At 67.6% G+C, this 25,345-nt stretch carries 21 protein-coding genes; 7 read left to right on the top strand and 14 right to left on the bottom strand.

The genetic code is table 11. From position 1 onward, the window contains the following. Positions 1-20: 20 nt before the first annotated feature. The 3 genes from NPJ82_RS08325 to NPJ82_RS08315 are packed head-to-tail and all read left to right on the top strand — an operon-like array spanning position 21 to position 4,235. Positions 21-1,208, top strand: a complete 1,188-nt coding sequence (locus NPJ82_RS08325) for an HlyD family secretion protein (protein WP_342656986.1) — start codon at positions 21-23, stop codon at positions 1,206-1,208. Further along, positions 1,205-2,782, top strand: a complete 1,578-nt coding sequence (locus tag NPJ82_RS08320; protein WP_149682979.1) for an MDR family MFS transporter — start codon at positions 1,205-1,207, stop codon at positions 2,780-2,782. Before NPJ82_RS08325 ends, NPJ82_RS08320 begins: the two co-directional genes overlap by 4 nt. 13 nt (positions 2,783-2,795) lie before the next feature. After that, positions 2,796-4,235: an efflux transporter outer membrane subunit gene (locus NPJ82_RS08315; protein ID WP_342656985.1), complete on the top strand. Its 1,440-nt coding sequence runs from the start codon at positions 2,796-2,798 to the stop codon at positions 4,233-4,235. 3 nt (positions 4,236-4,238) lie between these two features. Here NPJ82_RS08315 and NPJ82_RS08310 read toward each other — a convergent pair whose 3' ends face one another. From NPJ82_RS08310 to NPJ82_RS08245, 14 genes are all read right to left on the bottom strand, one after another. Beyond that, a complete protein-coding gene (locus NPJ82_RS08310) occupies positions 4,239-4,922 on the bottom strand; it encodes a Fe2+-dependent dioxygenase (RefSeq protein WP_342656984.1) in 684 nt (227 codons plus the stop codon). Further along, positions 4,916-5,668: a tetratricopeptide repeat protein gene (locus tag NPJ82_RS08305; protein WP_342656983.1), complete on the bottom strand. Its 753-nt coding sequence runs from the start codon at positions 5,666-5,668 to the stop codon at positions 4,916-4,918. The genes NPJ82_RS08310 and NPJ82_RS08305 overlap by 7 nt, the downstream gene beginning before the upstream one ends. Beyond that, complete coding sequence (locus tag NPJ82_RS08300; protein ID WP_342656982.1) at positions 5,668-8,154, bottom strand: TonB-dependent receptor; 2,487 nt, start codon at positions 8,152-8,154, stop codon at positions 5,668-5,670. Before NPJ82_RS08300 ends, NPJ82_RS08305 begins: the two co-directional genes overlap by 1 nt. A gap of 90 nt (positions 8,155-8,244) precedes the next feature. After that, the gene (locus NPJ82_RS08295; RefSeq protein ID WP_342656981.1) at positions 8,245-9,990 is read right to left on the bottom strand and encodes a DUF885 family protein; all 1,746 of its coding nucleotides are present in this window, start codon (positions 9,988-9,990) and stop codon (positions 8,245-8,247) included. A 126-nt stretch (positions 9,991-10,116) separates the two neighbouring features. Next, positions 10,117-11,148, bottom strand: a complete 1,032-nt coding sequence (locus NPJ82_RS08290) for a LacI family DNA-binding transcriptional regulator (protein WP_112383184.1) — start codon at positions 11,146-11,148, stop codon at positions 10,117-10,119. A 103-nt stretch (positions 11,149-11,251) separates the two neighbouring features. Continuing rightward, positions 11,252-12,181: an electron transfer flavoprotein subunit alpha/FixB family protein gene (locus tag NPJ82_RS08285; protein ID WP_342656980.1), complete on the bottom strand. Its 930-nt coding sequence runs from the start codon at positions 12,179-12,181 to the stop codon at positions 11,252-11,254. Further along, a complete protein-coding gene (locus NPJ82_RS08280; protein WP_342656979.1) occupies positions 12,178-12,927 on the bottom strand; it encodes an electron transfer flavoprotein subunit beta/FixA family protein in 750 nt (249 codons plus the stop codon). Before NPJ82_RS08280 ends, NPJ82_RS08285 begins: the two co-directional genes overlap by 4 nt. A gap of 14 nt (positions 12,928-12,941) precedes the next feature. After that, positions 12,942-14,246: an outer membrane protein transport protein gene (locus NPJ82_RS08275; RefSeq protein WP_342656978.1), complete on the bottom strand. Its 1,305-nt coding sequence runs from the start codon at positions 14,244-14,246 to the stop codon at positions 12,942-12,944. Positions 14,247-14,290: 44 nt separating this feature from the next. Next, complete coding sequence (locus NPJ82_RS08270; protein ID WP_342658987.1) at positions 14,291-14,698, bottom strand: DUF2147 domain-containing protein; 408 nt, start codon at positions 14,696-14,698, stop codon at positions 14,291-14,293. A gap of 227 nt (positions 14,699-14,925) precedes the next feature. Further along, a complete protein-coding gene (locus tag NPJ82_RS08265; protein WP_342656977.1) occupies positions 14,926-15,237 on the bottom strand; it encodes a polyhydroxyalkanoic acid system family protein in 312 nt (103 codons plus the stop codon). A 71-nt stretch (positions 15,238-15,308) separates the two neighbouring features. Continuing rightward, the gene (locus NPJ82_RS08260; protein WP_342656976.1) at positions 15,309-16,148 is read right to left on the bottom strand and encodes a type 1 glutamine amidotransferase; all 840 of its coding nucleotides are present in this window, start codon (positions 16,146-16,148) and stop codon (positions 15,309-15,311) included. A gap of 79 nt (positions 16,149-16,227) precedes the next feature. Beyond that, entirely contained in the window at positions 16,228-18,024 is a 1,797-nt protein-coding gene (locus NPJ82_RS08255) for an acyl-CoA dehydrogenase C-terminal domain-containing protein (protein ID WP_342656975.1), read from the bottom strand. 17 nt (positions 18,025-18,041) lie between these two features. After that, positions 18,042-20,369, bottom strand: a complete 2,328-nt coding sequence (locus NPJ82_RS08250; RefSeq protein ID WP_342656974.1) for a 3-hydroxyacyl-CoA dehydrogenase NAD-binding domain-containing protein — start codon at positions 20,367-20,369, stop codon at positions 18,042-18,044. Then, positions 20,370-21,506, bottom strand: a complete 1,137-nt coding sequence (locus NPJ82_RS08245; RefSeq protein WP_342656973.1) for a thiolase family protein — start codon at positions 21,504-21,506, stop codon at positions 20,370-20,372. A 134-nt stretch (positions 21,507-21,640) separates the two neighbouring features. Between NPJ82_RS08245 and NPJ82_RS08240 the strand changes: the two genes are divergently transcribed. From NPJ82_RS08240 to NPJ82_RS08225, 4 genes are all read left to right on the top strand, one after another. Beyond that, positions 21,641-23,338 (top strand): long-chain fatty acid--CoA ligase, encoded by a 1,698-nt coding sequence (locus NPJ82_RS08240; protein WP_342656972.1) that lies wholly within the window; start codon positions 21,641-21,643, stop codon positions 23,336-23,338. After that, positions 23,335-23,748 carry a MerR family DNA-binding transcriptional regulator gene (locus NPJ82_RS08235; protein WP_267348387.1) on the top strand — a complete coding sequence of 138 codons (414 nt, stop codon included), beginning with the start codon at positions 23,335-23,337 and terminating at the stop codon, positions 23,746-23,748. The genes NPJ82_RS08240 and NPJ82_RS08235 overlap by 4 nt, the downstream gene beginning before the upstream one ends. A 135-nt stretch (positions 23,749-23,883) precedes the next feature. Beyond that, positions 23,884-24,738, top strand: coding sequence for a manganese catalase family protein (locus NPJ82_RS08230; protein WP_164727753.1), 855 nt, complete (start codon positions 23,884-23,886; stop codon positions 24,736-24,738). A 44-nt stretch (positions 24,739-24,782) separates the two neighbouring features. Continuing rightward, positions 24,783-25,325 (top strand): DUF4142 domain-containing protein, encoded by a 543-nt coding sequence (locus NPJ82_RS08225; protein WP_342656971.1) that lies wholly within the window; start codon positions 24,783-24,785, stop codon positions 25,323-25,325. Positions 25,326-25,345 lie beyond the last annotated feature (20 nt).

Raw genomic sequence — 25,345 nt, 5'->3', positions numbered from 1 at the left:
ATGCTGCAGATGCGAGGAAGATGATGGCCGACCTGTCCGATCAGCAAAATGGTGGCACGGATACGCCCGGGGACGAGCATGACGAGACGCCCGCCAAGGCGGCGTCCCCGGCCAAGAAGCGCCGTATCCGCGCGATCCTGCTGGTGGTCGTGGTCGTGCTGCTGGTGGTCGGTGCGATCTGGTTCACGCGGTATCAGAGCTTCGGCAAGTTCCAGCAATCGACCAACGATGCCTATGTCCAGGCGGACAGCGTGATCGTGTCGCCCAAGGTCGGCGGCTATGTCGATAAGGTGTTCGTGCGCGACAACCAGTATGTCCGCGCCGGCACGCCCCTCGCCCAGATCGACTCGCGCGATTATACCGCGCGCGCCGCCCAGTCGCAGGCACAGATCGGCGTCGCCGCCGCCACCGCCCAGGGTGTGGAGGCGCAGATTCGCGAGCAGCAGGCGGCGATCACGCGTGCCGCCGCCGACCTCGCCTCCGCGCGGGCGGATGCGGCGTTCGCCCGGTCCGAGGTGGCACGCTATGTGCCGCTGGCGGCATCGGGGGCCGAGCCGCGCGAGCGCCTGTCGCAGTTGCGCAACCAGGCGACGCAGGCCGACGCCCGCGTCACCGCGGCGCAGGCGGCGTTGACCAGTGCGCAGCGCCGCGTCGGCACGCTGCGCGCGCAGATCCGGCAGGCCGAGGCGCAGGCCGAGGGCGCACAGGCGCAGCTTGCCGCGGCGCAAAGCGATGTCGGCGCAACCTTGCTGCGCGCGGCGATCGACGGCCGGATCGGCGACAAGACGGTGCGCGTCGGCCAATATGTGCAGGCCGCGACCCGGCTGATGACCGTGGTGCCGGTCGACCAGCTTTATATCGAGGCGAATTTCAAGGAAACGCAGCTCGGCCTGATGCGCATCGGCCAGCCGGTCACGATCGAGGTGGATGCCCTGCCGGGCGTCGATATCCCCGGCCGGATCGAGAGCATCTCACCGGGTACCGGTGCGCAATTCTCGGTGCTGCCGCCGCAGAATGCGACGGGCAACTTCACCAAGATCGTGCAGCGCGTGCCGGTGCGCATCGCGATCCATGCCGATCCGGAAACGCGCAAGCTGATGGTGCCGGGCATGTCGGTCGAGGTCAGCGTCGACACCCGGTCGGCCAAGGGCGCCAGGGACCGCATCGCCCGCGAACAGGAAAAGCATAACGAGAGCATCCGCCGGTGAGCGCGGCCACCGCGGACGGTGTTCGCGCATCCTCCGGCAAGGCATCCGCCGGTACGCCCGAGCGCGCTGATGCCGCCGCCTGGCTGGCGGTGGCGGCGGGCAGCCTGGGCGCGCTGATGGCGACGCTGGACATCTCCATCGTCAATTCGTCGCTGCCCACCATCCAGGGCGAGATCGGTGCGAGCGGCACCGAGGGGACATGGATCGCCACCGCCTATCTGGTGGCGGAGATCATCATCATCCCGCTGGCGGCGTGGCTGGAGCGGTTGTTCGGCCTGCGCACCTTTCTGCTGATCGCGACGACGCTGTTTACGCTCTTCTCGATGCTGTGTGGCATATCGACCAACCTGACGATGATGATCATCGGGCGCGTCGGCCAGGGCTTTACCGGCGGCGCGCTGATCCCCACCGCGATGACGATCATCGCGACGCGATTGCCGCGCTCGCAACAGCCGATCGGCAATGCGCTGTTCGGCGTGACCGCGATCCTGGGGCCGCTGGTCGGGCCGCTGATCGGCGGCTGGCTGACCGAGAATATCTCCTGGCATTATGCCTTCTTCATCAACCTGCCGATCGGCATCCTGCTGATCGTGCTGCTGCTGGTCGGCCTGCCGCACCGCAAGGCGCACCCGGAGGAGCTGTTCCGCGCCGACTGGCTGGGCATTGCCGGGCTGATCCTGGGGCTGGGCGGGCTGACCGTGGTGCTGGAGGAGGGTCAGCGCGAGCAGTGGTTCGAAAGCGAGACGATCATCATCCTGTCGCTGATCGCGGCGCTCGGCTTCGTGCTGTTGCTGGCCGGGCAGTTCCTGGCGAAGCGGCCGGTGATCAAGCTGTCGCTGGTGCTCGACCGGCAGTTCGGGTCGGTGGTGGTGATGGGTATATTGGTGGGTGCGGTGCTGTACGGCACCTCCTACGTCATCCCCCAGTTCCTGGCGACGATCGCCGATTACAACGCGCTGCAATCGGGCAAGGTGGTGCTGCTGTCGGGTATTCCCAGCATCATCCTGATGGGGTTCACCCCGCTCATGATCCGGCACCTCGACATCCGGTTCGCGGTCGGCGCGGGCCTGCTGATCATGGCGTCGAGCTGCTGGATCGATACCACGCTGACCGCGCAGTCGGCGGGCGGCGACTTCGTCGACTCGCAATTGCTGCGCGGCGTCGGCACGATCCTGAGCTTCCTGTTTCTGAACCAGGCGGCGATCTCGTCCGTCCCGCCGTCCGATGCGGGCGACGCGGCCGGGCTGTTCAACGCGGCGCGCAACCTGGGCGGGTCGTTCGCGCTGGCGGGGATCTCGACGGTGCAGGACCAGCGCATGTGGTTCCACAGCCGCCGGATCGAGGAAACGCTGAACGCCAATTCGGTGCGCGTGCAGGACTATCTGGGCGGGCTCACTGCGCAGTTCGGGCAGGAGGGCGCGTTCCGCACGCTGGCCGGCCAGATCCAGCGCGATGCGCTGGTCATGACCTTCAACGACATTTTCTGGCTGCTGGCGATCGGGATCACGCTCGTCACGCCGCTCGTTCTGTTCCTCCGGCCGTTGCCGCAGGGGCAGGCGATCGCCATGCATTGAGGAACGCAGTTCGATGCGCACGCTGATCCTTCCCTCCCTCGTCCTTGTTTCCGCCTGCACGGTGGGGCCGAACTATCAGGGGCCCGAAAGCGCCGGTGCGGTGGCGCCGCCCGCCAAATTCGTCCGCGCGCAGCCGGAAACGGTAGCGGCGCAGCCGGTGGTGGCGTCATGGTGGACCGGCTTGGGCGATCCGATGCTCGACCATCTGGAGGCGCGCGCGCTGGCGGGCAATCCCAACATCGCGGTGGCCGAGGCGCGGCTGCGTCAGGCGCGGGCGGGGCTGCGGCTGGAGCGGGCGAACCAGTTGCCGAACGCGAACGCGCAGGCGATGGGCGTCTTTGCGCGCCTGCCCGGCATCGACCTGGGCGGTGCGGAAGCGGGGGCGCAAGGTGGCGGCGGCGACAGCGAGTCGCTGCAATTCTACAATCTCGGCTTCGATGCGAGCTGGGAGGTCGATCTGTTCGGCCTGCGCCGCCGCGGGGTGGAGGCGGCGCGCGCCTCGCTGGGCCGGGCCGAGGCCGGCGTGGCGGACGTGCAGGTGTCGCTGACCGCGGAGGTGGCGCAGGCCTATGTCGCGTTGCGCGACCGGCAGCAGCGGCTCGCACTCGGACAGGCGACGGCGGAGCGCCAGCGGCGGATGCTGGCGCTGACGCAGGAACGCTACGGCGCGGGCACCACCTCTGCGCTGGAGGTGGAGCGGCTGCGCACACAACTGGAGCAGACCGATGCCACGCTGGTGCCGCTGACCGCGGAGCGCGATGCCTATCTGAACGCGCTGGCGGTCCTGGTCGGCGAGGCGCCGGGCGCGCTGGACACGATGCTGGCGACACCGGGTCGCGTTCCCCTGCCCCCGGCCCAGGTCGCGGTGGGCGACCCCGCCGCCCTGCTCCAGCGTCGGCCCGACATCCGCGCGGCCGAGCGGCAACTGGCGCAGAGCAATGCGCGGATCGGCGTGGCGGAGGCACAGCGTTTTCCGCAGATCAGCCTGATGGGCATGCTGGGGCTTGGCGGCACCGATCCCGGCGACGTGTTCGACACCGGCAACCTGTTCACGCTGGGCATGCCCCGGTTGAGCTGGAACTTCCTGGACTTCGGTCGCAACGCGGCGCGCGTGGAACAGGCCAAGGGCGTGCGCGACGAGGCGGCGGCGCAGTACCGCGCGTCCGTGCTGACCGCGCTGCGCGATGCCGAGGATGCCTTGTCGCGCTACGGCGCGCGCAGGCGTACGGTGGCCAGTGCGGCGCGAACCAAGGCGTCGGCGGACCGCGCCGCCGCGCTCCAGCAGCAGCGCTATGCCGCAGGGACCGCGACGCTGATCGACACGCTGGATGCCGAACGGCAGCGGCTGTCGGCGGAACAGTCGCTGGCGCAGGCGACGGCGGCGATGACCAGCGACTTCATCGCGCTGCAAAAGGCGCTGGGTCTCGGCTGGGGGCCGGCACCGGCGTCCTGAGGTTCAGGCCTCCGCCCAGCGGCGGAGCAGATTGTGGTAGACGCCGGTCAGGCGGATGGTGGTGGGATCGTCCTGCCCGTCGCGGCCGGCGATGTCCTGCACGCTCTGGTCGAGTTCGAACAGGATGCGGCGGGCACCGTCGTCGCGCACCATCGACTGGATCCAGAAAAAGGATGCGACACGCGTGCCCCGCGTCACCGGCATCACCCGGTGCAGGCTGGAGGCGGGATAGACGACCATGTGCCCGGCAGGCAGCTTGACCCGCTGCTCGCCGAACTGTTCCTCGATAACGAGTTCGCCGCCGTCATAGCTGTCCGGATCGGACAGGAAGAGCGTGGCGGACAGGTCGGAGCGGATGCGAAAGTCGCTGCCGCGCTGGATGCGGATGGCGTTGTCGACATGCAGTCCGAACGCGTCGCCCCCCGCATAGCGGTTGAACAGCGGCGGAAACACCTTGAGCGGCAATGCGGCGGCGATGAACAGCGGCGACCGGGCCAGCGCGTCGAGCACCATGCCCCCCGCCTCGCGCGCGGCGGGCGAGCCTTCGGGCAATTGCGCATTGCGCTTGGCCAGCGCGGATTGCGGGCCGGAGGTGGCATTGCCATCCACCCACTCCGCGACATCGATCAAGCCGCGCAGCCGGGCGACGCCCGCCCCGTCCAGCACATCGGGTATCGCGATCAACATGCCCTGCCCTCCCTCAGCGCTTCGGCATAGCGGCGGAAGGCGGGAATGTCGCTGGCGGCGCACCAATGGATGACGCGTGCGGCAAAGGCGGGCGTGCCCCCGGCCACCGCGCGGGCCAGCCATTTCAGTGCGCCCTCGACCTGCCCCCCGGCACCGAGCATCCGGGCGTGATTGAAGGCGGCGCGGAAATCGCCACCCTCGGCCGCCCGGGCGTAGCAGCGCGCGGCCTTTGCCAAGTCGCGCGGCCCCGCCCAGCCATCCTCGGCAAAGCTGCCGATGAAGTTCACCGCCTTCGCATAGCCAAGGTCGCCGGCCCGCTCCAGCCAGCGGAGCGCCTCCGCCCGGTCGGTCGCGACGCCGTGGCCGAGCGCCAGTTGCGTGGCATAGTTATACATCGCCTCCGCCAGTCCCTGCCCGGCGGCGATGCGGTAGCAGGCGACCGCGCGCCCGGCATCGACCGCGCAGCCCCAGCCCAGTTCGTAGCATCGCCCGACCATGTTGAGCGCCATCGGGTGATGCTGCGCGGCGGCGCGGGTGAACCAGTCGAGCGCCGCCCGCGGGTCACCCGGCGTTTCCGTGCCATCGAGGAGCATCTGGCCACAGACCAGTTGCGCCTCCGCCTCCCCCGCCTGCGCCGCGGCATGGACCAGTGCGGCCCGGGCCGCGCCGGGGGTCGCCAGCCGCGCGGCCAGTTCCTCGGGTGGCAATGCGGCGGGGTCAGGCCCGGCGGGATCGGAGATGGTCATCAGAAGCGGACGTTGACCGTGCCGAACACCGTGCGTCCGGCAGCGACATTGGCGTTGTGGGTCGTGAAGGCCTGGCTGAAATACGCCTTGTCCGTCAGGTTCTGGGCGTTGACGCTGAGTTCGATCATGTCGGTCAGCTTCAGCGCGGCGCGGGCATCGAAGCGCCAATAGCCGGGGATCTCACGCAGCAGCACCTTGGTGGCGGGATTGACGGTCACCACGCCGGCCGCCGTCTGCACCGCGCTGCGATTGTCCTGATAGCCGCCATACATGCGATCCATGTAGATGGCGGTGCCGCCGATGCTGAAGCGGCCGAACAGTTCGACATTGGTGCTGGCCGAGACACTGTTCCGCACCGTCTGCGGCATCTGTCGGCCGGTGTTGACGGAGGGCACGGAGACGATCTGCGCGGGCCGTCCGCCGATGGCCGGTGCGGTCAGCGCGGTGAAACCGCCGTCGAGGATCTTCGGGTCGAGATGGCTGTAGCCACCGAACACCGTCCAGCCGGGCAGGATCATGCCCGACACCGAAAGCTCGATGCCGCGCACCCGGCTGCGCCCGATGAAATCGACCGTATTCGCATCGGTCAGCACGCGCGCGTTGCTGATGTCGGTCTGGAACGCGGCGATGCCCAGTTGCAACCGCTCGCCCATCAGGCTGGCCTTTGCGCCGACCTCGTACGACTTGGTCTTTTGCGGCTCCAGAGCGTCAAAGATCGCGCGATTGGCCTCGGTGGTCAGGTTGGTGGGCAGCGCATTGTCCTCACGCCCCTCCCCGATCAGGCTGTTGGGCGGCGTGGCGGACGTGGCGTAGCTGGCATAAACGCTCGTCTCCGGCGTCGGCTTGAAGACGAGACCCGCCTGCCAGTTGAACAGTTCGTCGGTGCGCCGGATGCGGGTCTGGAGTGCGCCCGGCGGGGTCAGCACCGATTTGAACCGGTCGAAGCGCGCGCCCAAATTCAGGATCAGTTGCGGCACAAGGGTGATCGAGTCGAAGGCATATATCGCCTGCGTCGTCGCATCCTGCTGCGTTTCGGTCGTAGGCGCGCCCTTCACGATCGGGGTGGCGACCGTCGAGATGTCGCTGGCATAGTTCACCCACGGATCGCCGGGCGTCGGGGCGAACAGATCGGTACAATTGTAGCGCGCGATGGAAGTGGTGTTGCACCGCGGGCTGACCGTGCTGCCATTGGCAAGGACGAAGGTGCCCCGGCGGGCCTTCTCCCAGGCGAATTCCGCGCCCATCGCAAAGCTGTGCTCGATGCCGCCGGTGTCCAGCGTGCCGTACAGATCGGTCTGGTTGACGATGCTGTCCACCACGCTGTGGCGCGTGTTGCTGCGCCGCCAGACATAGCCGCCGTTCAGCCGGTCGCCTCGCGCACCCGCCGCGCCGGTGGTCGGGTTCGTCGCGGCGGTGCCGAAGACATTGCCCTGGCTGTCGTCGGGCTGGGTGAAGATGAACGCCTGCGTCGTATGGGCATAGCGTGCGGTGTTGCGCAGCGTGACCGTGCCGGTCAGGTCGTGTTCGATGCGGACCATCGCCTGATCCGTGGTGGTGTCGCGGAAATCGCGGTCGATTAGGCCATAGAAATTTGCCCGGTCGACTATGCCGGTGCGCCCGCCGATCGTGGTGAAGCGGCCGAGTGCGGGCGTGCTGACGATGGTGCCGGTGCCCGGTGCATTGGCCAGCGTGTAGCGATAGGGCAGCCCGCCATCGGGCAGTTCGTGGGTTTCCAGACGGTAGTAGCTGGCGGTCAGCCGCGTCGGCGTGCCCAGCCCGACCGTCAGCGAAGGCGCAAAGCCCCAGCGGCGATTGTAGATCGCGTCGCGCCCGGCAAAGTCCTGATCGTGCCACAGGCCCTGGACGCGGAAGGCGACCGTGTCGGCCAGCTTGACGTTCATGTCGCCGGTGATGCGCTTGAAATCGGCATTGCCGTAGCTGCCGGAAATGGACCCGAAGGTGTCGAGTTGCGGCAGCTTCGACACGATGTTGATCGTGCCGCCCGCGCCGCCGCGTCCGCCCAGCGTCGAATCCGATCCGCGCACCAGTTGCACCCGGTCCACGGCGAAGACCTCGCGGCTCTGCGAACCGATGTCGCGCACGCCGTCGAGATAGATCGACCCTTGCGCATCGAAACCGCGGATGAACGGGCGGTCGCCCATCGGATTGCCACCCTCGGCCGCGCCGAACGTGATGCCGGGGATGGTGCGCAGCGCCTCCTGCAGGGTCGTCGACCCGGTCTGCTGGATCACGTCCGATGTCAGCACCATGACCGACCGCGGCGTATCGACCATCGGGGCGACCTGCTTGGGATCGGCGTCCGGCTTGGCGCGGTGACCGTTGACGACGATCTCCGGCCGATCCTGGTCCGGCGCGGCGGCGGGCGGGGTCTTCGCCTCGTCCGCACCGGCCGGCGCGGTCGCGAACGCACCGATGCAGGACAAGGCCAGAAATGCGCCGGTTGAGCGCGTGGCAGCAGCAGTCATAGGGTCCCCCTCAGATTTTGAGGGCCTGCTATTGCGAATCTATCGCAGCGTCAATGCAAGTGCGAGGCGGTCGCAGAAATAATTCAGCAATCATTCCTCGTCGGGATAAGGACCCTTGCCGCCCTCCGCGATCAGGCGGTCGACCCGCGCATCGATGACGCTGAGCGGCACCGAGCCGAGCTGCAAAATGGCATCGTGAAAGGCGCGAATGCTAAAGCGTTGACCCAGCGCCTTTTCGGCACGGGCGCGGGCCGCCTGGATCGCCAACTGCCCCATATAATAGCTGAGCGCCTGACCCGGCCACGCGATGTAGCGGTCGACCTCGGTCGTTATTTCGTGATCGGACAGCGCCGTATTGTCCCGCAGATAGGTTTGCGCCTGTTCGCGCGTCCAGCCCTTGGCATGGATGCCGGTATCGACCACCAGCCGCGCCGCGCGCCACGCCTGGTAGGACAGCATGCCGAACAGGTCATAGGGCGTTTCGTACATTCCCATTTCCTCGCCCAGCGCCTCGGCATAGAGCGCCCAGCCCTCGCCATAGGCGGACAGGTAGGAGTCGCGGCGGAACTTGGGCAGCCCGTCATTCTCCATCGCCAGCGGCATCTGGAAGGCATGGCCGGGTGCGCTTTCGTGAAGCGTCAGCGCCACCTGCGCATAAAAGGGCCGTGCGGGCAGATTATAGGTGTTGACCAGGTAGATGCCCGGCCCGCCGCGCCCGCCGGTGTAGAAGGGGGCGAGGTCGGCCGGCACCGGCTTGATCGCGAAGCGGCTGCGCGGCAGGCGGCCGAACCACTCAGACGCCTTGCCGTCAAAGGTCTTGGCGATCCACGCCGCGCGGTAGAGCAGTTGCTCGGGCGTCTTGGGGTAGAATTTGGGATCGGTTCGCAGATAGGTGAGGAAGGCGGGCAGATCGCCCTCGAACTTCACCTGTTGCATCACCTGCTGCATCCGCGCGCGGATCTTGGCCATTTCGGCAAGGCCGGTGGCGTGGACCGCATCGGCGGTCATGTCGCGCGTCACATATTCGCGGATCTTGGAGCGGTAATAAGCGGCACCGTCGGGCAGGTCGGCCGCGGCGGTGGTTGGGCGCGCCCCGGGAATATAGTCATTGCGCAGGAAGGTCAGCAGTCGGACATGCGCCGGCACCACGGCGGTGGTGATCGCCGCGCGTGCCTCGTCGCGCAGCGTCTTCTGGGTGGCGGCGGGGATCGAGGCGGGCATCGTCCGCATCGGCTCCCAGAAGGGCGAGTCCTCGACCGACTTGGCCTCGGCCACCTGCGCGACACCGATGTCGCGGCCGGTCAGCGTCACTCGCGGAATGGTGAAGCCGCGCTGCAACCCGGCGCGCATATTGGCGATCTGCTGGTCGAAATAGCGCGGCACGTCGCGCAGCGTCGCGATGTAGCGACGATAATCACGCTCGGTCACGAAGCGGCCGCGGGCCGCGCTGGCGATGTCGCTCCAGAAGCTGGTGTCCGCGGTCAACGGCATCTCGTAATCGCGGAAGCGTTGCGCGGCGAGCAGCGCGTCGATCTGCCCCTTGTAGACCGCATAATCCACCTGCGCGGCCGGCGACAGGGTGGCGGGGCGGATCGCCTGCAGCGCCTTTGCGGTCGCCTCCCAGCGGTCGAGCCGTGCCGCCTGTGCTGCCGGGCCGACATCGGGCAGGCCCCTCGCGGTGGCGTCGGGCTTGTCCTCGCCGGGACCCTGCTGCCGCTCGCGCCAGGCATATTCCTCGGTGTAGAGCGTCTTCAGCCGGGCATCGGCGCTCGCCTGTGCCGTGGCGATGGCCGGCACCGCGCTGGCCAACAGCAGCGCGGCCAGCGCGCCTGCCATGCGACCCGTCCGCGTGCTGATCCTGCAGACATGATAGGGCATGGCTTCCTCCGGTGGTGATGGTGACGGCCTCAGGAAGAGGCAGGCAAGCTCCTTATATACAGTATAATATAATCGCCAAGCGGTTTAGGCGGAATCGCGCTCGATCAACAGCGGCGGCATGACGACGCCCGGCGCGTCCTCGCCCCCGATGCGCGCGAACAGCGCCTGCACCATCGCGCGCGCACCCGCCGCGATCTCCTGACGGACGGTGGTGATGCGCGGTACCGTCTGCATCGCCAGTGGCAGGTCGTCATAGCCGACGACGGGGATCTGGTCCGGCACCCGGATATTGCGGTCGGCAAGGACGCGCATCGCCGTCATCGCAATCACGTCGGATGCGGCGGCGATGCCGTCGATCCGGTCGCCCACTGCGGACAGATGCTGCGCGATCTCCTGCTCCATGATGTCGGAGGCGAGATGCGTGGTCAGTTGCAGCGGACCGTCCGCCAGCCCGGCCGCCGCCATCGCTGCCGCCACGCCCTCGTAACGCTGGCGGATTTCAGGGGCACGCACATCGCCCAGGAACGCGATCCGCTTCGCCCCGCGCGCGATCAGGCGTTCGCCGGCCAATCGCCCGCCCGCGATATTGTCGCTGCCCACCGCACAATGAACCTGATCCGGCATGGTGCTGCCCCAGGCGACGAGCGGGCGGTAGCGACGCGCGACCCGCTCGATCACCTCGAACTGGTCGGACTGGCCGATCAGCAGGACCCCGTCCATCATGCCCGAATTGACGATCTGTTCCAGCCAGTCGTCCGCGTCCGGAATGATCCGCGACAGCATGACGTCATAGCCGTTTTCGGTCAGCGCATCGGCAAGGTGGCCGAGCATCGTCATGAAGAAGGGGTCCGACAGGTGCTGGCGCCGTTCATGGCCGAGCGGCACCACCACGCCGATCACGCCGGTGCGCTTGGTACGCAAGCGGCTGGCCATCTGGTTGGGGCGGAAGTCGTGCGCAGTGGCCAGCGCCTGGATGCGCAGGCGGGTTTCCTCGTTCACGAGCGACTTGCCCGCCAGCGCGCGCGATACCGTTCCCGCAGAAACGCCGGCCAAGCGCGCGAGATCGGCAATGGTACGAACGCGCGACTGCGCAGGATCGATCAGATTGTCACTCATCCCATTGTGTTTAGACGAAGAATTGCACGCGTAACAATCGGTTATGATAGCGTTCACGGCGATTTCCCCCGCCGCGTCACGGGACAGCGGCGGAGGGTGGTCTTTACATCTTTTGGGTGAGTTCGGGGACCAGCTTGAAGAGGTCGCCGACCAGGCCGATGTCGGCGACCTGGAAGATGGGGGCATCCTCGTCCTTGTTGATCGCGACGATCACCTTGGAGTCCTTCATGCCGGCCAGATGCTGGATGGCGCCCGAGATGCCGACCGCGACATAGACCTGGGGGGCGACGATCTTGCCGGTCTGGCCGACCTGATAGTCGTTGGGGGCATAACCGGCATCGACCGCGGCGCGGGATGCGCCGACGGCGGCGCCCAGCTTGTCGGCAAGCGGATCGATCAGCGCGTGGAACTGCTCCTCGGAGCCCAGCGCCCGGCCGCCCGACACGATGATCTTGGCCGAGGTCAGCTCGGGACGTGCATTCTCCGCGATCTCCGCGCCGGTGAAGCTGGACAGGCCCTTGTCACCGGTGGCGGCGACCGCCTCGATCGTGCCCGTGCCGCCCTGTGCCTCCGCCTTGTCGAAGGCGGTGCCGCGCACGGTGACGACCAGTTTCTTGTCGCTGGTCCTGACGGTGGCGATGGCGTTGCCCGCGTAGATCGGCCGGGTAAAGCTGTCCGGCCCCTCGACCGAGAGGATGTCGGAGACCTGCATCACGTCGAGAAGCGCCGCGACCCGCGGCGCGATGTTCTTGCCCGTGGTGGTGGCCGGCGCGACAAAGGCGTCGTGGTGCCCCATCAGTTCCACCACCAGCGGCGCGACATTCTCGGCCAGCGCATGCGCATAGGCCGCGTCGTCGGCGACATGCACCTTGCCGACCCCGGCGATCGCGGCCGCCGCCTGGGCGACCGCATCCACGCCCTGCCCCGCGACCAGCAGGTGGACCTCGCCCAGCTTTGCCGCCGCGGTCACCGCGGACAGCGTGGCATCCTTGACGGCCCCGCCGTCATGTTCGACCCAGACCAGCGTCTTCACGTGGCAATCCCCATCGCTTGCAGCTTCATCACCAGTTCGTCGACATCGGCGACCTTGACGCCGGCCTGACGCTTGCCCGGTTCGGCGACATGGGTGATCGTGTGACGGGCTGCGATGTCGACGCCGAAATCGGCCGCGGCACGCGTCGCCATCGGCTTGGACTTGGCCTTCATGATGTTGGGCAGCGAGGCATAGCGCGGCTCGTTCAGCCGCAGGTCGGTGGTGACGATCGCGGGCAGCGTCAGCGTGTCGGTCTCCAGCCCGCCATCGACCTCGCGGGTGACCACCGCCTGCCCCTCGGCCAGCACGACCTTCGACGCGAACGTCCCTTGCGCCCAGCCGAGCAGCCCGGCGAGCATCTGGCCGGTCTGGTTGTTGTCGTCGTCGATCGCCTGCTTGCCCAGGATCACGAGGTCGGGGCTTTCCTCCTCGACGATTTTGGTGAGCAGCTTGGCGACGCCCAGCGGCTCCACCCGGCCCTCGGCGGTGACCAGGATCGCCCGGTCGGCGCCCATCGCCAGCGCGGTGCGCAGCGTGTCCGCCGCCTTGGGCTCGCCGATCGAGACCACCACCACCTCGGTGACGCCGGCCTTCTCCTTCAGCCGGATCGCCTCCTCGACCGCGATCTCGTCGAACGGGTTCATGCTCATCTTGACGTTCGCCAGGTCGACGCCCGACCCGTCCGCCTTCACCCGCGGCTTCACATTATAGTCAAGCACGCGCTTGACCGGCACCAGCACCTTCATCGCCTGTCCCCTCCTCAGAAGCTCAACCGGCCACCGAGCGTTAGCACGATCGCACGCGCGTTGCGCAATTCGCCATTGGTCTGGATGGTCGTGGCGGCGGCCGTTCCCGGATAGAAGCTGCCCGGACGATCGATCGTCGTATCCTCGAAGTCGACATAGTTGGCGCCGGCATCGATCGCGAAGCCCGGCGTCACCTGGAAAGTGCCGCCGGCGCCATAGTTCCAGCGGTTGGCATCGGGCACACGGGCGTCACGCTGCGTATCCTGCGTCGGGGTCGTCGCATGCTGTACGCCGGCGCGCAGCGTGACGCGCGGCGACAGGGCGTAATCGAAACCGCCCGCCAGGCTCCAGCTGTTGCGATAATTTTCCGGGATCGCGGTGTTCAGCGGCGGCCCCAGCCGGATCGCATCGAACTGGCCCCAGGTATAGCGGATCGCCTGCGCGTTCAGCGTCAGCGCATCCGTCGCCCGGAAGCGACCGCCGACGATGATCTGCGCGGGCGTGTAGAAGCTGGCGGTGGCCCCGTCGACCACGCGGTTCTGCGCGGCGAGCGGCCCGAGCAGGCCGCTGATCTCCAGCGATCCCTTCAACTTGTGCTGGATCGCCGACTTGTAGCTGATGCCGACCGTCGCCCAGTCGTTGTGCAACTGCACGCCGGCCGTCCAGCCCAGATCCCAGCCGTCGCCGGACAGGCGCTGCAACCCGTCGGGCAGCGCCGCGGACAGGTTCGGCAACGCGTTCGACAGGGTGGCGTCGGAATATTCCACGTTCACCGCGCCGCCGACGCGCAGCCAGGGCAGCAGCGACACCGCGATCGACGGCTGGATGTCGATGGTACGCAGGCGGGTGCGATCCGCGCTGTACCGCGCCCAGCTGTCCCCGTCATAATTGGTGGTGAAGCTGTACGGCGAGGTGACGGCGACGCCCACCGCGATCCGGTCGGTCAGCGGATAGGCCACGGCGCCCGACGGCACCACGCCCTTGCGGATCGGGTCGGACGAGGTGCTCTGCCCGCTGATGGCGGTCGGCACGCCTGCCACGGTGCGCCGAATGCGCGACCCCGTGTCGACCACATCGCCCTTGGGCAGGATGGCGGACGCGCTGATCGCGGCCTCGCCGCTGCGGATATCGGCGATCGCGGCCGGGTTCCACCACAGCGACGCGGCGCCGGTATCGGCGACCTCGCCCGAAAAGGCACGGCCCGCGGCACGCGCCGACTGTTCCTGAAGATAGAAGGCCTGCGCGTGCGCGGCCCCGGCAAAGGCGAAGGAGGAGGCGACGACCGAAGCGAGCAGCACGCCCTTGATACGCAGAGACATAACGAAAAATTCCTGAAGCAGAAGAAGGCTCGGGGTGCGCGCGATCAGCGCACGCGCGTCCAGGTCTGGGTCTTGCACAGCGGCACGAACACACAGCCGCGCACCTTGAGCTGGTTGGCGCCCACCGGCGTCACCTTCGCGCTATAGGTCTTGCCATCCTCGGCATTGTAGATCTTGCCGCCGGTCCATGCATCGCCGTCCGCGGTAAAGCCGCTCAGCATCAGCATGCCCTTGATCGGGCGACCGCGCAGCGCGGCATTGCTGTTGTTCGCATCCTTCAGGTCGGGCTGCGTACGCAGATTGTCGGAAGTGACGATACGGCCGCAGATCGACGCGCCGCAACGCTGGATCTCGACGACGCCACCACGGGTCTCGGTCTTCCACCGCCCGATGGCGGCGTCGGCGGACGGCGACGCTGCGACCAGGGCCATTCCGATTATGCTGAAGAACATGGTCATTCCTCTCCTATCGCCCCATGCGGGGCACGGGTCTGCCTGCCCTTTTACCGGCACGGCGCCGCATGCGTACGGTCGCCGACACCTCGTCGTCCAGACACCGGACCTAAAGGGCCGGCAACTGACGCATAGGGAAACGTCACCCCGATCGACTACGTCTTTGGGCGAAGCTGTCAACCGGTTTGTGGTACCCGTCCGCCGTCATCGATCCCGTTCGTGCGGCATCAGGCTGGTTTGGCGAGCATCTTTTCCGCACTGGTTTTGACGAACTCGGCGATCGGGCCGCCCATCATCGCCAGCATCATCGGCACCTGCACCGTACCGGCCACGCGGGCATCCTCGACCGCCATGTCGACGGCGACCTTCTGCCCCATCGCGGTGATCGCCAGCGTCAGCCGGTCGGCGTCGATCCAGTCCGCATCGACCGTGCCGCCGCCCGGAATATGCTGCGCCAGCTTGGGCAGGCCCGCCTCGATCCGGCGCCGTGCCTCCACGCGGCCAAGGCTGTGGGAAATGTCGAACGGAATGGTCGCCATTGGGTCGAGTCCTTTGAAATTGGGAGGTGGGGATAGGCTGGCTGGCCACGATCGCAAGGGTGGGGAGCCCCTCACCCGCGCTGCTGCGTCACCGCCGCGATGAAATTGGCGAGTTCGCGCCGTCGTCCGTCTTCCTCGGCAAACTCGGCATCGACGCCCAGCTCCCAGCGCGCGGCGCTGTCCGCTGGATCATGCTGCAACCGGTCGAGCAGCGCGGCGCGCCGTTCCACCGCCGCGACATCGGTCGCCAGCCCGGATTCGATCAGCGAGTCCGCCTGATGACGAATGGCGACCGCGATCTCGCCGGGCGCCAGTTCGGGGTGATATTGCACGCCCCAGAAGACGCCGCGATCATGCCGGATCTCCGCGGCCTGCACGCGCGTGACGCCGTTGCCGGCGAGCAGCACGGCACCGTCGGGCAGTTGCTCCACCTCGTCGGTATGGATCGCCGCGGCGTCCCAGGCGCCGGGCCGGCCGGCGAGCAGCGGATGCCCGCGCCCCGCCTCGGTCGCGGTGATGCCGCGCGCCACCGCCGCCTCGATCCGGCCGGTCATCGCGCGCACCTTGCCGCCCGCCGCGAACACCGCCAGCTGCAATCCGGCGCATGAGCCAAAGGAGCGCACACCGCTGGCGAACACCGCGCGCATGAAGGCGACCTGCCGGCGCACCTCCGGCTTGTCGTCATAGACGTGCAGCGGCGATCCCGTGACGAACACCGCATCAAAGGAGGCGATGTCCTCCAGACCCATGTGCGGCGCGTCGGCATCGGCGGGCGCGATGCGCGTCACCTCCGCCCCTGGCACCATGCCGGTCAGCGTGGCGGCATAGGTTTCGCCCGAGCTCTTGCCCGCCCGCTGCCGACGCGCCTCGCGCTCCTCCGCGGTTTCACTCTCAAGTACCAGAAATTTCACGCCTTGCTCCCGTCATCCTCTCGACAGGGGCCAAACGCATGGTGGTGCGTTCGGCCCCGTATGCGAGCGGGTGCGGCGATCAGAAGGCGTCGGCGGGCAGCGCCATGGTCGATCGCTTGCCCGACTTGATGACCAGAAAGCCGGTCGTCGCCTGCGGCAGGATGCGGTCGAAGAAGAAGCCCGCGGTCGCCAGCTTCGCGCGGTAGAAGGCGGCATCGTCATGCCCCTCGTCCAGCCGCGCCTGCGCGATCACCGCCGCCTTCAGGAAGGTGTAGCCGATGCCGACCAGACCCAGCATGCGCAGGTAATCGGTTGCCGCCGCGCCCGCTTCCTCCGGGTCCTTCATGCCCTTTTGCGCGATCATGCCCGTGGTGAGCTGAAGCGCGCCGAAGCTCTGGTGCAGCGCCGCGGTCCATCCTGCGATCGCCTTGTCGCCGTGCCCCGTCGTTTCCTCGCAAAAGGCCGAGACGGCGTGGAAGAAGGGCCGCAGCGCCCGGCCCATATGCGCGGGCATCTTGCGACCGACCAGATCGAGCGCCTGGACGCCGTTGGTGCCCTCGTAGATCTGGGCGATCCGCGCATCGCGAACGAACTGCTCGACGCCGTGTTCGCGGATATAGCCGTGGCCGCCATGCACCTGCACGCCCAGGTTTGCGGCATCGAAGGCCAAGTCGGTGAACAGTGCCTTCACCACCGGCGTCATCAGCGCGACGAAATCGCCGGCACGCTGCTTCACCGCCGGATCGGCGCTGTGCTTCTCGGCATCGAGCGCGCGCGAGGTCCATTGGCCGAGCGCCCGGCACCCTTGCGCATAGACGCGCATCGTCATCAGCATGCGGCGGACGTCGGGGTGGACGATGATCGGGTCGGCGGGCAGGTCCGGCCGCTGCGCCCCCGCCAGCGAGCGCCCCTGCAGGCGTTCGCGGGCATAGGCGACCGCGGACTGATACGCGATCTCGTTGATGCCGAGGCCCTGGATGCCCACCGAGACGCGCTCGGTGTTCATCATCGTGAACATCGCGGCCAGGCCCTTGTTCGCCTCGCCGACCAGCCAACCGGTGGAGCCGTCGAACGCGATCTGGCAGGTGGCGGATGCCTTCAGGCCCATCTTGTGCTCGATGCCGGTCACCGACACGCCGTTCGCCGCGCCGACCGCACCATCGGCACCCGGCAGATATTTGGGCACCAGGAACAGGCTGATCCCCTTCACCCCCGCCGGCGCATCGGGCAGGCGGGCGAGGACCAGATGGATGATGTTGTCGGTCAGGTCGTGGTCGCCCGACGAGATGAAGATCTTGCCACCGGTGATCGCAAAGCTGCCATCCTCGCGCGGTTCGGCCCTGGTACGGAGCAGGCCGAGATCAGTGCCGCAATGCGCCTCGGTCAGGCACATGGTGCCCGCCCATTCGCCACTGACCATCTTGGGCAGATAGGCCGCCTTCAACGCCTCCGAACCATGCCCCTCGATCGCGGTGGTCGCGCCGTGGGTCAGGCCGGGATACAGGCTGAACGACAGATTGGCCGCGCAGATCATCTCCTCAACCAGCTTGTTCACCGTCTCCGGCAGACCCTGTCCGCCATATTCGGGTGGCGAGGCGAGTGCCGCCCAGCCGCCGTCCCGGAAGGTGGCATAGGCGCGCGCAAAGCCTTCCGGCGTGCGAACGACGCCGTTTTCCAGCCGGCATCCTTCGATGTCGCCGCTGGCGTTGAGCGGCAACAGCACCTCCTGCGCCATCCGTGCCGCCTCTTCGAGAACGGCATCGTACAGGTCGGGAGAAAATTCCTCGAAGCCGGGCAGATCGCCGAAACCGTCATCGGCGAACAGTTCGTGAAGGACGAAGCGCATGTCGCGCAACGGAGCTTGATAGACTTGCATGGGTTTTCGTATCCCGATCAGTTGCGGAGCGGCTTGCCGGTTTCGAGCATGTGCTCGATCCTTGCCTGCGTCCGCGCATCCTTGACGCTTGCCATGAATTGCTGGCGCTCCAGCTTCAGGAGCTGGTCCTCGGTCACGGTGTCGACCAGATCGGCCTCCCCGCCGGTCAGCACCTGCGCCAGCCGACCCGCCACGACCTGGTCGTACGGCGTCGCCACGCCCTTCTTCACGAAGTCGCGCACCACACCCGCGATACCCACCCGGCCGCTTTCGCCGGCCAGGCGGAAGGTCGGCTTTTCCGGCGGCACATAGCCCTCGACAAGGGCGAGCGCCTTGTTCTTGGCATCGGCGAGCAGGCGGTCGCGGTTCATGGTGATGCCGTCGCCGCGGCGCAGGATCATCATCTCGCGCGCCTCCGCCGCCGACTTGGCGACCTTGGCAGTGGAGATCATTTCGAACGCCTTGGCGGTGGCGGGCATCGGCCCCTTGGGGAAGCCCGGCGTCTTCTGGAACCGGTCCAGCATCTCGCCATGCCCACCCCAGCCGGGGACGAGGCCGACACCCGCCTCGACCAGTCCCGTATAGGTTTCGGCATGCGCCTGGATCGCATCGGCATGGAGCAGGATTTCGCACCCGCCGCCCAGCGCCAGTCCGGCGGGCGCGGCCACGACGGGGAAGGGCGCGTATTTCAGCGCCTTGAACGCGGCCTGCCCGCCCGTGATCAGCTTGTCCACCTCGCTCCACGCCGCAATGTTCACGGCGAACATGGCAAGGCCGAGATTGGCGCCGGCCGAGAAATTCGACCCCTCGTTATAGATCACCAGCGCCTTGTATCCGCCCTTCACCAGCGGAATCGCCTTCTGGATGAGCTGGATGACCTGCTCGTCGAACGCGTTCATCTTGGCGGTGAATTCCAGGCAGACGACGCCGTCGCCGATATCCCACAGCGCCGCCGATCCGTTCCGGGCGAGCGGCTCGGCGCGCAGCTTTATATCCTCCAGCAGCAGCACGCCCTCGCCGCGCACGACATCGGCATAATCGCCGCCCAGCGTCAGATATTGCCGCTTGCCGCCCTCGACCCGGTAGAAGGGCCGGTCGCCTGCGGTTTCCAGGATTGCCGGCACCGCCCGCCCCTCCGCGCGCAGCCGCTCGGCCAGCTTGCCCGGCCCCAGCCGGTCGATCAGTTCGAACGGCCCGAACTTCCAGTTATAGCCGAGCTTCATCGCGTCATCGATCGCGACGATGTCGTCGGCAACCTTGCCCGCCAGCCCCGCGGCATAGGCGAGAACCGGCCCCAGCACGGCCCAGGCATAGGCACCGGCCTTGCCCGGCGCGGCGACCAGCGCGGCCAGATCCTTTTCGGCCTTGCCGGGCAGGCGTTCCGGCTTCTTCTCGGGCCGGTATTCGCCCGTCGCGAGATCGATCGCCAGCTTCTGCCGGCTGCCATCGGGGCGCTTGTCGAGGCGGTAGAAGCCGCCCTTGCCCTTACGGCCCGTAAAGCCGTCCGCGATCATCCGCTCGATCAGCGGCATCGGGCGCACCGTATCGAAATAGGCGTCGCCCTGCGGCAGCGTCGCCGACAGGCTTTTTGACAGCAGTGGCATCAGGTCGATGCCGACCAGATCGACCAGCCCGAAGATGCCCGTCTTCGGCACGCCCATCGGACGGCCGCCGATCTGGTCCGCCTCCTCGACGGTCAGCCCCTGGTCCATCGCCGCGTTGATCGCCACCGACAGCCAATAGGTGCCGATGCGGTTCGCGATAAAGCCGGGCGTGTCCTTTGCCCGCACGATGCGCTTGCCCATCATCCGGTCGACGAAGTCCGAAACGCGCGCCGCCACGCCCGCATCGGTCGCCGGGCTCGTCACGATCTCGATCAATCGCATGTAACGCGGCGGATTGAAGAAATGGGTGATCAGGAAATCGCGCCGGAACTGGTCGGAGCGTCCCTCGGTCAGGTTCGCCAACGGGATAGTGGAGGTGTTGGACGACACAGCGGTGCCCAGCCGCTTGGCTTCCTCCAGCCGGGCATAAAGCGCCTGCTTGATGTCCAGCCGCTCGACCACCGCCTCGACGATCCAGTCGCATTCGGCGACCCGGCCGAGATGATCCTCGATATTGCCGGTCTCAACCAGCTTGGCCGCCGCCTTCGACATGAAGGGCGCCGGATCGGTCTTCAGCATCCGCGCGACCGCGCCCTTAGCGACGGCGTCACGATCCGCCCCATCCTTGGGCACGATGTCGAGCAGCAGTACGGGCACGCCGGCATTGGCCACCTGTGCGGCAATGCCGGCGCCCATTACGCCAGCCCCGATCACGCAGACTTTCTTGATCGCGTCCGTCATTTATGCACGCTCCAGCACGGTTGCGATGCCCTGCCCGCCGCCGATGCACTGGGTGGCCAGCGCATAGGTGCCGCCTTCGCGCTCCAGCAGGGCGGCCGCCTTGCCGACGATGCGCGCGCCCGTCGCGCCCAGCGGGTGGCCGATCGCAATGGCGCCGCCGTCCAGGTTGATCGTCTCGTCCTTCAGTCCCAGGTCGCGGATGCAGGCGATCGCCTGGCTCGCAAACGCCTCGTTGATCTCGACGATATCGAGGTCGCCGGGCGTGATGCCCGCCCGCTCCAGCGCCTTCTCCGACGCGCCGATCGGCCCCAGCCCCATCGTCTCGGGCGCACACCCCGAAATCCCCACCGACTTGATCCGTGCCAGGATCTTCAGGCCATGCCGCTTGGCAAAGTCCTCGGAGGTGACCAGCACCGCCGATGCGCCATCGGTGAGCGGCGAGGCGGTGCCCGCGGTCACCGTGCCGTCCTGGCTGAAGGCGGGCTTCAGGCCGGCAAGGACCTCCTCGGTGGTGTCGGGGCGGATGATGCCGTCTTCGCTCACCACGCCGCCCTTGGTCTGGATCGGCACGATCTCGTCTGCCAGACGACCGGCGTCGCGCGCGGCGGCCGCCTTCTTCTGGCTCCGGACCGCAAAGCCTTCCTGCTCGGCGCGGGTGATCTGGTATTTGGTCGCGACGTTCTCGGCCGTTTCCCCCATGCCCATATAGGCGCCCGCGCTCTTGGCGGCGAGTTGCGGGTTGGGCAGCGGGTTGTAGCCGCCCATGGGCACGCGGCTCATCGATTCGATGCCGGCGCAGATGAACGCCTCGCCCGCGCCGATCTGGATCTGGCCCATCGCGATATGGATCGAACTCATCGACGACCCGCAAAAGCGGTTCACCGTCATGCCGCCGACCGACAGCGGCAGGTCCGCCAGCAGGCCGATCATGCGCGCGACGTTCAGGCCCTGCTCGCCCTCCGGAAAGGCGCAGCCCAGGATGATATCCTCGATCGCCGACGCGTCGACCCCGGTCCGCTCGATCAGCCCGCGGATCGTCTGCGCGGCGAGGTCGTCCGGCCGTACCCGCGCCAGCGCGCCCTTGCCGGCCAGGTGGAAGGGGGAGCGGGCGTAACCGGCGATCACGACGTTGGTCATGAGATCCTCTCGTTGAAAGGCCCTTGCGGGCTCACGTTAAGGTGCGATAGCTAACCTATACGTCAATGCTATACGAGATGGTGCAACCGGCTACAACCGGGGCCGCCGGAAAAAACGAAAAGGAGAGGCGCCAGATGGAAGTGAACGACACGCGCGAACCGGCCGCAAAAGGGGCTGCGCTGGTCTTCGAGCCGCGGTTGCTGACCGACATGTTCGATGCCACGGTGGCCGCGCATGGCGGCCGGCCGGCGATCGACTTCATGGGCGGCATCACCCGCTATGGCGAGCTGGGCGAACAGGTGGCGCGCGCCGCCGCCGGGTTGCAGGCGCTGGGCGTCACGACCGGCACCCGCGTCGCCTTGTGCCTGCCCAACATGCCGGCCTACCCCATCCTGTTCTTTGCGGTGCTGAAGGCAGGCGGCGTGGTGGTGAACGTCAACCCGCTCTATGTCGAACGCGAGATATGCCATCTGCTGCAGGACTCGGGCGCGGAGATCATCGCGACCTGCGACCTGCCGGACATCCATGCCCGCGTGACCAAGGTCGCCGCGCAACTCGGCCTGCGCCGCGTCATCACCTGTCCGATCGCCGACGGTCTACCCGCGGTGAAGCGCATCGCCTATCGCCTGGTCAAGCGCGCCGACATCGCGGCCGTGCCGGCGGGGCCCCTGCACATCACCTTGCGCGCGCTGATGCGCGGCGGTGCCACGCCGGCCCCGGTTTCGGTCGCGCCCGATGACGTGGCGGTGCTGCAATATACCGGCGGCACCACCGGCCTGCCCAAGGCGGCGATGCTCAGCCACGCCAATCTGGTGTCCAACGCCGATGCGATGGTGCTGCATGTCGGCGACCAGGGTCCAGAGCAGCAGCGCGTGCTGGGCGTGTTGCCGATGTTCCACGTCTTTGCGCTGACAACGGTGCTCAGCTATTCGGTGCGGGTGGGCGCGGAGATGATCCTGCTGCCGCGCTTCGATCTCGAACAGCTGCTCAAGACCATCGCGCGGACGCGCCCCACCTCCTTTCCCGCGGTGCCGACCATCTACAACGCCATCGCCAAGGTGGCGGAAAGCCGCACCGTCGACCTGTCGCAGATCAACGCCTGCATCTCGGGCGGCGCGCCGCTGCCTGCGGAGGTGCGCGTCGCCTTCGAACGGACGACCGGCGCCACGCTGGTTGAGGGATATGGGCTGTCCGAGGCATCGCCGATCATCACCTGCAACCCGATCGGCGGGCTGAACAAGGCGGGCTCCGCCGGCCCCCCCTTCCCCGGCACGGTGATCGAGATCCGCGACCGGAGCGGCACCGATCGCGTGCTGCCCCCCGGTGAGGTCGGCGAGATCTGCGCGCGCGGGCCACAGATCATGCAGGGTTACTGGCACAAGCCCGAGGACAGCGCGGCGGTGTTCGTGGACGGCGCGCTGCGCACCGGCGATGTCGGCTATCTGGACGAGGACGGCTATCTGTTCATCGTCGACCGGATCAAGGACGTCATCATCTGCGGCGGCTACAATGTCTATCCGCGAATGATCGAGGAAGCGCTGTACGAGCATCCCGCGGTCGCTGAGGCGGTGGTGATCGGCGTGCCCGACGAGTATCGCGGCCAGGCGCCCAAGGCGTTCGTCACGCTGCGCCCCGAACAGCCGGCCACCCCGGCCGAGTTGCGCGCGTTCCTGGTCGACAAGATCAGCAAGATCGAGCTTCCCCGCGAAGTGGAAATCCGCGAGACATTGCCCAAGACGTTGATCGGCAAGCTTTCCAAGAAGGAACTGGTCGAGGAGGAAATGGCCCGGCTGGCAGCGACGGCGCCGGCGGTGACGGAGCAGAGACGGTGACGGCAGACGACCCGCAGGAATTGCGCGGAATACAGGAGGTGGCCGCCAGCCTGGGGGTCACCGCCCGCACGCTGCGCTTCTACGAGGATCGCGGCCTGATCGAGCCGCGCCGGGTGGGCACCGCGCGCGTCTATACCCGGCGCGAGACCGGGCGGATGCAGTTGATCCTGCGCGGCAAGCGGCTGGGCTTCTCGCTGCGCGAGATCGAGGAGTTCCTCGACCTGTACGATGCCGATCCCCAGCATGTCGAACAGATGCGCGCGCTTGCCGAGCGCTGCCGCGAGCGGATCGAGGAGCTGAACCAGCAGAAGATCGCCATCGTCCAGACGCTGGCGGAGCTGGAGACGATCGAGCGCGAGGCGATGGAACGCGTCACCGCCGCCCTGACCGAAACACCGGCAGTTCCGTAACTTCTTTATCTACATCAATAGCTTATAACGTTCTGCCGCGTTCCCGCCACGCCGTGGCGACCGTTGCGGTGACGCAACAAACCTTGGTGGTCCTGTGACGTTCAGCCGGCGCCATTCACGCTGGGAGGACCACCCATGTATTATCACGACAAGCGGCTTCAGTACCCGGTCACCGTCGACAAGCCCGATCCCGCCTTTGCACGCATGCTGCAACAGGCGATCGGCGGCGTGGAGGGCGAGATCCGCGTGTGCATGCAGTATTTCTTCCAGGCCTGGGGCAACCGGGCGCCGACGCCGAAATATCGCGACATGCTGCTCCACACCGCGACCGAGGAGATCGGCCATATCGAGATGCTGGCGACCGCGGTCGCGCTCAACCTCGACAAGGCGCCTGCCTCGCTGCAGGAAGAGGGTGCCGCCGACGGCATCGTGGGCGCGGTGATGGGCGGCGGCAACGGCCGCCACGCGATCGAGGGCATGATCCACAAGAACCTGCTGTCGACCGGTCTTGCCGCAATGCCGGTGGACTCCGACGGCGTGCCCTTCAACATGAGCCACATCTATGCCAGCGGCAACATCGCCGCCGACATGTATTGCAACGTGGCGGCGGAAAGCACCGGGCGCGTGCTGGCGGTGCGCCTGTTCAACGCCGCGCATGACGAGGGCATGAAGAAGATGCTCCACTACATGATCGCGCGCGACACCATGCACCAGCAGCAGTGGCTGGCGGTGCTGGAGGAACTGGGCGGCCCCTCGGCCAACCTGCCCGTCCCCAACTCCTTCCCGCAAGGTATGGAGGATCAGGCGAACAACTACAACTTCTACGCCACCGCCGCCGACGGATCGGTGCCGGAGGGACGCTGGACCGATGGCCCGACCATCGATGGTCGCGGCGACTTCACCGTCTTCCAGAACAAGCCGCTGGGCGAGGAGCCCATTCTCGGCCCCGCCCGCCCCGACAGCGCGGCGCAAAGCCAGCAGATCGGGTGAGGCGAACGCCCGCCCCACCCCCTCACGCTTCGAAGGTTTCGAACATGACCAGATACATGCGCATCTCGATTGCGCTGCTGCTCGTCGGCACCTCCCTGTCCGCCGCGGCGCAGACGCCGCCCCCGCCGCCCCCGGCCGAGGCCAAGACGCAGGCCGAGCCCTATGTGACCGCGGCCGGGCGCAGCGACCTGTACGAGATCAACTCCAGCCAGGTCGTGCTGGAAAAGTCGCAAAATCCCGCGATCCGGCGTTACGCCGACATGATGATCAAGCATCATCAGAAGACTACCGCAGCGACGCTGGCCGCGGCTACCAAGGCCGGCCTGGCCCCGCCGCCCCCTGCGCTCGATCCGGGGGCGACCGCCTCTATCAACGAACTGCAACTGGCATCGGCCGGCGACGTCGACCGGCTGTACCTGGCGCAGCAGGTGCCCGCCCATCGCGCCGCGCTGGACCTGCACCAGGGGTACGGTTCGGGCGGCGATCAGGCGCCACTGCGCGCAACCGCCAAAAAGGCGGTGCCGATCGTCCGCCAGCATCTCGCCGAGGCCGAGCGGATGCAGCAGGGCGCCGGCGGCGGCATGTGACGGACCGGGGTCGGCCGCCA

Source organism: Sphingomonas sp. NY01 (assembly GCF_038809135.1).
In the GTDB taxonomy this organism is placed as follows: Bacteria; Pseudomonadota; Alphaproteobacteria; order Sphingomonadales; family Sphingomonadaceae; genus Sphingomonas; species Sphingomonas carotinifaciens.
This window is presented reverse-complemented; position numbering and strand designations above follow the sequence as displayed.

Excerpts from the sequence above, each read along its gene's own strand:
- NPJ82_RS08245 (WP_342656973.1), bottom strand. The coding sequence starts at position 21,506 with ATGACCAACGTCGTGATCGCCGGTTACGCCCGCTCCCCCTTCCACCTG.
- NPJ82_RS08295 (WP_342656981.1), bottom strand. The coding sequence starts at position 9,990 with ATGGCAGGCGCGCTGGCCGCGCTGCTGTTGGCCAGCGCGGTGCCGGCC.
- NPJ82_RS08300 (WP_342656982.1), bottom strand. The coding sequence starts at position 8,154 with ATGACTGCTGCTGCCACGCGCTCAACCGGCGCATTTCTGGCCTTGTCC.
- NPJ82_RS08315 (WP_342656985.1), top strand. The coding sequence starts at position 2,796 with ATGCGCACGCTGATCCTTCCCTCCCTCGTCCTTGTTTCCGCCTGCACG.
- NPJ82_RS08325 (WP_342656986.1), top strand. The coding sequence starts at position 21 with ATGATGGCCGACCTGTCCGATCAGCAAAATGGTGGCACGGATACGCCC.
- NPJ82_RS08250 (WP_342656974.1), bottom strand. The coding sequence starts at position 20,369 with ATGACGGACGCGATCAAGAAAGTCTGCGTGATCGGGGCTGGCGTAATG.
- NPJ82_RS08310 (WP_342656984.1), bottom strand. The coding sequence starts at position 4,922 with ATGTTGATCGCGATACCCGATGTGCTGGACGGGGCGGGCGTCGCCCGG.
- NPJ82_RS08240 (WP_342656972.1), top strand. The coding sequence starts at position 21,641 with ATGGAAGTGAACGACACGCGCGAACCGGCCGCAAAAGGGGCTGCGCTG.
- NPJ82_RS08255 (WP_342656975.1), bottom strand. The coding sequence starts at position 18,024 with ATGCAAGTCTATCAAGCTCCGTTGCGCGACATGCGCTTCGTCCTTCAC.
- NPJ82_RS08305 (WP_342656983.1), bottom strand. The coding sequence starts at position 5,668 with ATGACCATCTCCGATCCCGCCGGGCCTGACCCCGCCGCATTGCCACCC.
- NPJ82_RS08275 (WP_342656978.1), bottom strand. The coding sequence starts at position 14,246 with ATGTCTCTGCGTATCAAGGGCGTGCTGCTCGCTTCGGTCGTCGCCTCC.
- NPJ82_RS08265 (WP_342656977.1), bottom strand. The coding sequence starts at position 15,237 with ATGGCGACCATTCCGTTCGACATTTCCCACAGCCTTGGCCGCGTGGAG.
- NPJ82_RS08270 (WP_342658987.1), bottom strand. The coding sequence starts at position 14,698 with ATGTTCTTCAGCATAATCGGAATGGCCCTGGTCGCAGCGTCGCCGTCC.
- NPJ82_RS08280 (WP_342656979.1), bottom strand. The coding sequence starts at position 12,927 with ATGAAGGTGCTGGTGCCGGTCAAGCGCGTGCTTGACTATAATGTGAAG.
- NPJ82_RS08230 (WP_164727753.1), top strand. The coding sequence starts at position 23,884 with ATGTATTATCACGACAAGCGGCTTCAGTACCCGGTCACCGTCGACAAG.
- NPJ82_RS08290 (WP_112383184.1), bottom strand. The coding sequence starts at position 11,148 with ATGAGTGACAATCTGATCGATCCTGCGCAGTCGCGCGTTCGTACCATT.
- NPJ82_RS08225 (WP_342656971.1), top strand. The coding sequence starts at position 24,783 with ATGACCAGATACATGCGCATCTCGATTGCGCTGCTGCTCGTCGGCACC.